Origin of the sequence: Curtobacterium sp. 22159 (genome assembly GCF_052045775.1) — a bacterium.
Lineage (GTDB): Bacteria > Actinomycetota > Actinomycetes > Actinomycetales > Microbacteriaceae > Curtobacterium.
Genome location: NZ_JBQEPN010000001.1, coordinates 246,282 through 253,564, shown reverse-complemented (window position 1 = coordinate 253,564; position 7,283 = coordinate 246,282). Strand labels below are relative to the sequence as shown.

The following is a 7,283-nucleotide window of genomic DNA, read 5'->3' as shown; positions in this document are numbered from 1 at the left end:
CGAGTCTCGCCGCACCGCGACCGAGTCTCGGGCGCGCCCGAGCACGCTCAGTCGACGCGGTACCCGGCCTGCGCGGCCAGGAGCGGCGCGAGCGTGTACAGCTGGTCGGCGCCGATCGTCGCCCCGCGGAACCCCTCGAGCCGCTCCACCCGGTCGAGGTCGGCGCTGCGCAGGTCCACGTGCTCGATCCGGGTGTTCGTGCCCTCGGCCGCGCGGATCCGGGTGCCGTCGAACGCGACCCGCAGCAGTCGGGCGTCGGCGATGTCGAGCTCGTCGATGACGCAGTCGCGGAACACGACGTCGGTGAGCGTCGAGCCACGGAGGTTCACGAACCCGAGCTTCATCCCGACGAACTCGACCCCGTTCAGCCCGGCGTCGTACAGCTCCGCGGAGCCGACCCGGCCGCCAGCGACGCGGACCTCACGCCAGGAGCTGCTCGACGCGCGGAGCACCGGCGCGTCGAGCACCTCGACCACGCAGTCGCGCACCCGCAGCCCGCGCAGGTCGGTGCCGTCCGCGCGGAGGGCACCCACGACGCACTCCTCGAGCTCGAGGTCCGGCAGCCGTTCCCCCGCGATGTCGAACACCTCGACGCGCTTGCCCTCGATGCGGTCCCCGGTGAGGACGTCCCCCGGGCCCGGGGTCCAGTCGTCGAGGTCGATCGGTTCGGTCAGGGTGATGCGAGGGGCGTCGGTGCCGGAGGAGCGGGCCATGCCCTCAGTCTGCCGGGTGCGACCGACGTCGCAGCTCGCTGTCGAGCACGTAGTCCTTCGCCGGGCCGTGTGCTTCCCACCGGACCCGCCACCGCGTCACATCACCGTCGAGCACGCCCGTGTAGTCGTCGGGGGCACAGGCGTGCTCCACCCGCGCGCCCCACACCCAGTCGTGGAACACCCGGCCGTCCGCGAAGTGCACGGTCCACGATCCGCCGTCCGTGCGGCGCACGAGCAGCGTCCGGGTGACGGGCACCGTCCGCCCGCCGAACGTCATCGTGCCGGACTCGTCCCACCGGACCTCGTCGGCGCCGGTGCTCGTCAGCGTCGTCGTGCCGAGGACGACCCCGCGGGCCGCGGCGCGACGGTCGTCCACGGTGCGGCGGAGCTCCCACTCCCCGAGGAGGTCCGTCGGCTGCAGCACGCTCCCACCCTACGACCGAGGGCCACATGGCACCCGGCCCGCACCGGACGTCACCCGCGCAACGGCCCCGACGCCGGGACGCGAGCACCGTCCGCGAACCCGGCCACGAGCTCGCGCAACGCGTCCTCGGAGGTGTGCCGCGCCTCCCATCCGAGCTCCGAACGCGCCCGGTCGGTCCGCATCACCGGGACCTGCGCAGCGATGTCCACCCAGCCGGCATCGGTCGGTTGGAGCCGCAGCCGCCACGTCGCGGTGACGATCCCGCGGACGAGCCACAACGGCGCACGGACCGCGCCGAGCATCCCGAAGGCGCGGGCGATCCTCGGCGGGTTGAGCACCGGTCCGGCGGCGATGTTGAACGCGCCGCCGGCCCGCCGCTCGATCGCGCGCCAGAAGGCGTCGGCCACGTCGTCCGCGTGGACCGCCTGGAACACGAACGGCAACGGCAACGGCAGGAGCGCCCACCGGAGCCACCGGACGATCGACATCGGCACGAGGTGGCCGAGGAAGAGCCCGCGGATCTCCCCGGCGGCGCGCTGGAAGACGAGCCCCGGTCGGAGGCGCGTCACCACCACGTCCGGGTGTGTCCGTTCGAACACGTCCATCGCGGCCTCGTTCGCCGCCTTGTGCACGGAGTACGTCGCGGTGGGGATGCCGTCCGCCGGCCAGGACTCGTCGACGGGCGTGCGCTTGCCGTCGACGTCCACACCCCGGTACGTGCCCACGGAGGACGCGACGACGACCTGCGGCACACCGGACCGTGCCACGGCCTCCAGGACGTTCGCGGTCCCGAGCACGTTCGTCCGGTACTGGGCGGGGATGTCGTGCGTCGGCTGCAGCGCCCATGCGAGGTGCACGACCGCGTCGGCACCCTGGAACACGGCTGCCAACCGCGCGACGGCGTCGTGCGAGCCGATGTCGACGGCGTGCCAGAGGGCGGCCCGGTACGGCTCGGCGTGCGCGTCGGGCAGGCGCCGCGCGACGCCGACGATCTCGACGGCCGAGGACCCGTCCGCACCGGCGGCCGTGGCCAGGCGACGCAGCACCGCCGTCCCGACGTTGCCGGTCGCCCCGACCACGACCACGCGCATCAGGCTGCGGCCAGCGCCGGGTCGAGCACGACCTTCACGCAGCCGTCCTCCTTCTTCTGGAACACCGAGTACATGTGCGGCGCGTCCTCGAGGGAGACCCGGTGGGTCGTGAGGTCGAGCGTGCCGAGCGGGTCCGAGGAGTCCTGCACGAGCGGCATGATGTCGTCGATCCAGCGCTTCACGTTGCACTGGCCCTCGCGGATGGTGATCTGCTTGTCGAACAGGGTCATCATCGGCATCGGGTCGGCCATGCCGCCGTAGACACCGCTCAAGGACACCGTCCCACCACGGCGGACGAGGTCGATCGCCGTGTGCACCGCGGTGAGCCGGTCGACGCCGGCTGTCTCGATGGCCTTCTGCGCGAGCTTGTCCGGCAGCAGCCCGGCGGCGCGCTGGGCGAAGCCGGCGACCGGGTTGCCGTGCGCCTCCATGCCGACGGCGTCGACGACACCGTCGGGTCCCCGTCCGTCGGTGAGGTCGACGAGCTGCGGCACGAGGTCCTTCGTGAGGTCGAACACCTCCGCGCCGTGCTTCGCGCCGAGGTCGCGGCGCACCTGCTCCGGGTCGACGGCGAGCACCCGGTAGCCCAGGTGGGCACCGATGCGGGCGGCGAACTGCCCGACGGGGCCGAGGCCGAGCACCGCGAGGGTGCCGCCCTCCGGCACGTCGGCGTACTGCACGGCCTGCCACGCGGTCGGCAGGATGTCGCTGAGGAACAGCCAGCGGTCGTCGGGCGTTCCGTCGTCCGGCACCACGATCGGGCCGTAGTCGGCGTGCGGCACACGGAGGTACTCCGCCTGCCCGCCGGGGACCTGGCCGTACATCTTGGTGTAGCCGAACAGCGACGCCCCGGTGCCGTACTCCGTCACCTGGGTCGTCTCGCACTGGGACTGCAGCCCGTGCTGGCACATCCAGCAGTGCCCGCACGAGATGTTGAACGGGATGACGACACGGTCGCCGACCTTCAGGTTCGTGACGCCCGATCCGACCTCCTCGACGATGCCCATGGGCTCGTGCCCGAGGACGTCGCCCTTGTCGATGTACGGACCGAGCACACGGTAGAGGTGCAGGTCGGAGCCGCAGATCGCGGTGGAGGTGATCCGCACGATCGCGTCGGTCGGCTCCTGGATGGTCGGGTCGGGGACGGTCTCGACGGACACCTTCTCGGTGCCCTGCCAGGTCAGTGCGCGCACGTCGCGTTCCTCTCGTGGTCGCTTCGGCCGGCCGGGAGGCGCGGCTCACGTGTCCCCTCGCTACGCGCCCGCCCCGTGGTGCGTTCCCAGCCCCGTCCGCTCCGCGCGCTGCGCGTGGAGGCGGGTCGCGCCTCCTGGCCCGCCGGACCGGCGGTCAGACGACCGGGTCCTCGAGCACCGCCCGGAGCACGCGCTCGTGTTCGGTGCGGTCGCCCGGGCCGGCGCTGCCGGCGAGCATGATGAGCGCCTTCCACAACGCCCACCCGCGCGCCCGCGCCCAGGTGTCGGCGTCGAGGCCCACCGCGTCACGGAAGACCCGTCGAGCAGCCCGGTCGAGGAACGTCCATGCGAGCACGAGGTCGCACGCCGGGTCGCCGACGCCGCACGTGCCGAAGTCGATGAGCGCCACGAGTCGGCCGTGGTCGTCGACGAGGAGGTTGCCCGGGGCGACGTCGCCGTGGAACCAGACGTCCGCGCCGGTCCAGCGACTCCCGGTCGCCGCTGCCCACACCCGCTCGCAGGCCCCGCGGTCGACCGCTCCTCCGAGGGTGTCGAGCGCCGCCCGGACCTCGGGGCCGTAGTGGGACGGGTGCGTTCCGCGGTGGAAGGAGTGCGCTCCCGCGGCCGGGCCGTGCTCGGCCGGGACCGCGCGGAGCTGCCGGAGGGCCGCGCCCACGTCCCGGGCGAGCCGCTCGTGGTCGAGGTCCGACACGGTCGCCACGGCCTCCCCCTCGATCCAACGGCGGACGGACCACGGGAACGGGTACGCGTCGTCCGGGATCCCGAGTGCGACCGGCTCCGGGACGGCGACGGCGAGCCGGGGCGCGAGGAACGGCAGCACGGCCTGCTCCTTCTCGACGGCAGCGACGTACCCGGCCGCACTCGGCAGCCGCACGGACAGGTCGTCCCCGAGGCGGTACGTGCGGTTGTCCCAGCCCTGGTGCTCCACCTCGCGCACGGGGAGGTGCGCCCACGCGGGGAACCGGCGGGCGACCAGCCGTTCCACGAGCGCGGCGTCGATGCGGGGCCGGGGCACATCGGTGGGCATGCGGTCACGGTAACGCTCCCGTCTCGACGAGGGGGCCGGGTGTCCACCCCGGCGAGTTCGGTGGCCGGTCGGCCAGCCGGAGTCCGACGCGACGCCGATGCGCTCCGACCCGGACGACCGGCAGCCTGGGACCGATGGACCACCGCACCACCCGCCGCGCGCTCCTGTCCGGCGCGACCGGCACCCTCGCCGCCGCACTGCTCGCCGCGTGCTCACCCGGCCCGGGAGCGCCGCTGCGCAGCCCTTCCCCGACGCCGAGCGCGAGCCCGGACGGCGGGACGCCGACCAACACCGCGACGCCGATGCCCACACCCACCGCGACGCCGGTCACGATCGCGAAGCGCCCGCTGCCGCACGGCACGGTGACCGCACTCCCGGACGGCACGCCGGGGATCGCGTGGACCGTCGACGACGGCGCCTCCGCCGAGGTCGTGGAGGCGTACGCCCGCTTCGCCGCCGGCACGGGCACCCGCATCACGTTCTTCGTGAACGGGGCCCGGCCGTCGTGGACGCAGCACGCCGACCTGCTCCGCCCGCTCGTGGAGTCCGGGCAGGTGCAGATCGGCAACCACACCTGGGACCACCCCGCGCTGACGAAGCTCTCCGACCAGGGCATCCAGGACGAACTCACCCGGAACCACGAGTTCATCGAGCGCACCTTCGGCGTCGACGCCCGACCGTACTTCCGGCCCCCGTTCGGCTACCACGACGCGCGGGTCGACGCCGCAGCCGCCCGGGTCGGCTACTCGACCCCGCTGCTCTGGTACGGCACACTCGCCGACTCGGGCGACATCAGCACGGACCAGATCGTCGGGTTCGCCGAGCAGTGGTTCCAGCCAGCGCACATCGTCATCGGTCACGCCAACTTCCCCGGCACGATCGGGGCGCTGCCACGGCTCCGGACGCTCCTCGACCAGCGCCACCTCGCGACGTTCACACTCGACGACGTCTTCTCCCGTTGAGCCCTTCCGGCGTGGCGTCGGTCGTGGCTAGGCTCCGGGCATGGCCTCCGTCTCCGACCTGCTGACCGCCAACCTGCACGACGTGTTCGGCAACCGGGACCCGGAGTCCCGCCGTGCGGCGATCGAACGCTCGTTCGCGCGGGACGTGCGGTTCACCGACCCGGAGGGCACCGCCGTCGGGTGGGACGCCCTCGAGCAGAAGGCGGCAGCGCTCCTCGACCAGGTGCCCGGCGCGTTCCAGTTCGTCGAGGAGGGCCGCCGCTACGTCTCGGACACGCACGGCGCGCTCGCGTGGGGCTTCGGCCCGGTCGGCGCACCGGCCGTGCGGGGGATCGACGTCATCGAGGTCCGTGACGGCGTCATCGCCACGCTCACCACGTTCTTCGCCGAGCCGACCGCGGCCGACTGAGCACCGTCGGCGCGGGTCAGCCGCGGAGCCGGTCGCGCTCCGCCGCGGGCAGGTGCTCCGTCGCGGTCACCCGCGCCGCCGGCGTGAGGAACCGCCCCTGCCGCTCGAGGAACGCCACGAGGGCGTCCTCGGACGCCCGCTTCCCGGTCTCACGCAGCACCCACCCGAGCGCGGACTGCACGGTGTCGCTCCGCTCCCGGACCAGTCGTCCGGCGATGCCGAGCGGGACCTCGGCATCGCCCCGCTTCGCGAACGCCAGGGTGGCCACGACCGCGATGCGGCGGACCATCGCGACGTCGGACTTCACGAGCGCGTACAGCGGCCCGGTCGAGGCCCCGACGAGCGGCGCCCCGACGAGTTCCTCGGCGCCGAGGTCGACCAGCACCGTGTCGTCGAACCGCTCCGCCTTCGCTGCCGACAGGTACTCGTCCGTGAGCTCCGGGTCGGGTCGTTCCCGCATCGCCTGCACCAGGAGCAGCACGGCCACGAGCCGAGCACCCGCGTCCTCGCTCCACAGCAGTGCCGAGCGCTCCCCCTCGTCGAGGTCCGAGAACTGCCGGGCGACCCTCCGGGCCGCCGCGACGTCACCGGGCGTGCGCGCGAACGCGGCGAGGACCGCTTCCGCGTCCGGGAGGCGCGTCATGCGACCTCCCCGTCCGTCGCCTCGGACCGGGGTGCGGCCCGCCGCCCCCGACGCAGGACGATCACCGCCACCACCACGAGGAACGCGGCGAAGAGCCAGGTGCCGACACGTGGGTCGACGAGGCGGGCGATCCACGCGCCTCCCGGCGAGCACACCGCCGCGGTGATGCCGACGATCAGCCCCGTCCGGAGGTCCGCCGCACGACGCCGGAGGTTCGCGACCGTCCCCGACACCGAGGTCGGCACCATCGTGAGCAGCGACGTGCCCTTCGCGAGCAGGTCACCCGCGCCGAGGACGACCTCGAGCCCCGGCACGATGACGACCCCGCCGCCGACGCCGACCAGCCCGGACAGCACGCCGGACAGCAGCCCGATGAGCAGCAGCACGATCGCCTCGACCACGCCGAAGTGCACCGCGCCGCCGCGGGTCGGGACGGTCGTGACGAGGGACACGAGCACGACCGCGATGAACCCGACGAAGATCCAGGGGAGCGCGCGGAGCGGCAGGGCGCGCAGGAGCCGCGCCCCGATCGGGGCCCCGACGACGCTGCCCACGGCCAACATCAGGGCTGCGAGCCAGTGCACCTCGCCCTGCACCGCGTAGGTGACGGCGCCGACGACGGCCGCCGGGGCGATCGCCACGAGCGACGTCGCGGATGCCCGGCGCTGGTCGAGGTGCAGGAAGGCCATGAGCGCCGGCACCACGATGACCCCACCGCCGACACCGAACAGGCCGGAGAGCAGCCCGGCGACGATCCCGATCGCGACCAGCACGACCGGTCGTCCGCGTGGCTCCATCCC

General features: G+C 73.7%; 9 protein-coding genes. 2 read left to right on the top strand and 7 right to left on the bottom strand.

The features are described 5' to 3' along the window. Positions 1 to 47: 47 nt before the first annotated feature. The 5 genes from ACTJKO_RS01290 to ACTJKO_RS01270 form a co-directional block, all read right to left on the bottom strand. Positions 48 to 713: a pentapeptide repeat-containing protein gene (locus ACTJKO_RS01290; protein ID WP_440684873.1), complete on the bottom strand. Its 666-nt coding sequence runs from the start codon at positions 711 to 713 to the stop codon at positions 48 to 50. Positions 714 to 717: 4 nt separating this feature from the next. Then, a complete protein-coding gene (locus ACTJKO_RS01285) occupies positions 718 to 1,137 on the bottom strand; it encodes a DUF6314 family protein (protein WP_440684871.1) in 420 nt (139 codons plus the stop codon). Positions 1,138 to 1,187: 50 nt separating this feature from the next. Beyond that, positions 1,188 to 2,228 (bottom strand): NAD-dependent epimerase/dehydratase family protein, encoded by a 1,041-nt coding sequence (locus ACTJKO_RS01280; protein WP_440684869.1) that lies wholly within the window; start codon positions 2,226 to 2,228, stop codon positions 1,188 to 1,190. Next, positions 2,228 to 3,421 (bottom strand): zinc-dependent alcohol dehydrogenase, encoded by a 1,194-nt coding sequence (locus ACTJKO_RS01275; protein ID WP_440684867.1) that lies wholly within the window; start codon positions 3,419 to 3,421, stop codon positions 2,228 to 2,230. Before ACTJKO_RS01275 ends, ACTJKO_RS01280 begins: the two co-directional genes overlap by 1 nt. 154 nt (positions 3,422 to 3,575) lie before the next feature. Continuing rightward, entirely contained in the window at positions 3,576 to 4,469 is an 894-nt protein-coding gene (locus ACTJKO_RS01270) for an aminoglycoside phosphotransferase family protein (protein ID WP_440684865.1), read from the bottom strand. A gap of 134 nt (positions 4,470 to 4,603) precedes the next feature. Between ACTJKO_RS01270 and ACTJKO_RS01265 the strand changes: the two genes are divergently transcribed. Both ACTJKO_RS01265 and ACTJKO_RS01260 read left to right on the top strand, forming a co-directional pair. Beyond that, positions 4,604 to 5,431, top strand: a complete 828-nt coding sequence (locus ACTJKO_RS01265) for a polysaccharide deacetylase family protein (protein ID WP_440684863.1) — start codon at positions 4,604 to 4,606, stop codon at positions 5,429 to 5,431. Between the two features lie 40 nt (positions 5,432 to 5,471). After that, positions 5,472 to 5,840: a nuclear transport factor 2 family protein gene (locus ACTJKO_RS01260; protein WP_440684861.1), complete on the top strand. Its 369-nt coding sequence runs from the start codon at positions 5,472 to 5,474 to the stop codon at positions 5,838 to 5,840. 16 nt (positions 5,841 to 5,856) lie between these two features. Here ACTJKO_RS01260 and ACTJKO_RS01255 read toward each other — a convergent pair whose 3' ends face one another. Then, positions 5,857 to 6,483 (bottom strand): DNA alkylation repair protein, encoded by a 627-nt coding sequence (locus ACTJKO_RS01255; protein WP_440684859.1) that lies wholly within the window; start codon positions 6,481 to 6,483, stop codon positions 5,857 to 5,859. Further along, positions 6,480 to 7,280, bottom strand: coding sequence for a TSUP family transporter (locus tag ACTJKO_RS01250; RefSeq protein ID WP_440684857.1), 801 nt, complete (start codon positions 7,278 to 7,280; stop codon positions 6,480 to 6,482). The genes ACTJKO_RS01255 and ACTJKO_RS01250 overlap by 4 nt, the downstream gene beginning before the upstream one ends. Positions 7,281 to 7,283: the final 3 nt, after the last annotated feature.

Bases quoted from the DNA above. Each gene is read 5' to 3' on its own strand.
- ACTJKO_RS01290 (WP_440684873.1), bottom strand. From the start codon at position 713: ATGGCCCGCTCCTCCGGCACCGACGCCCCTCGCATCACCCTGACCGAA.
- ACTJKO_RS01280 (WP_440684869.1), bottom strand. From the start codon at position 2,228: ATGCGCGTGGTCGTGGTCGGGGCGACCGGCAACGTCGGGACGGCGGTG.
- ACTJKO_RS01270 (WP_440684865.1), bottom strand. From the start codon at position 4,469: ATGCCCACCGATGTGCCCCGGCCCCGCATCGACGCCGCGCTCGTGGAA.
- ACTJKO_RS01265 (WP_440684863.1), top strand. From the start codon at position 4,604: ATGGACCACCGCACCACCCGCCGCGCGCTCCTGTCCGGCGCGACCGGC.
- ACTJKO_RS01260 (WP_440684861.1), top strand. From the start codon at position 5,472: ATGGCCTCCGTCTCCGACCTGCTGACCGCCAACCTGCACGACGTGTTC.
- ACTJKO_RS01255 (WP_440684859.1), bottom strand. From the start codon at position 6,483: ATGACGCGCCTCCCGGACGCGGAAGCGGTCCTCGCCGCGTTCGCGCGC.
- ACTJKO_RS01250 (WP_440684857.1), bottom strand. From the start codon at position 7,280: ATGGAGCCACGCGGACGACCGGTCGTGCTGGTCGCGATCGGGATCGTC.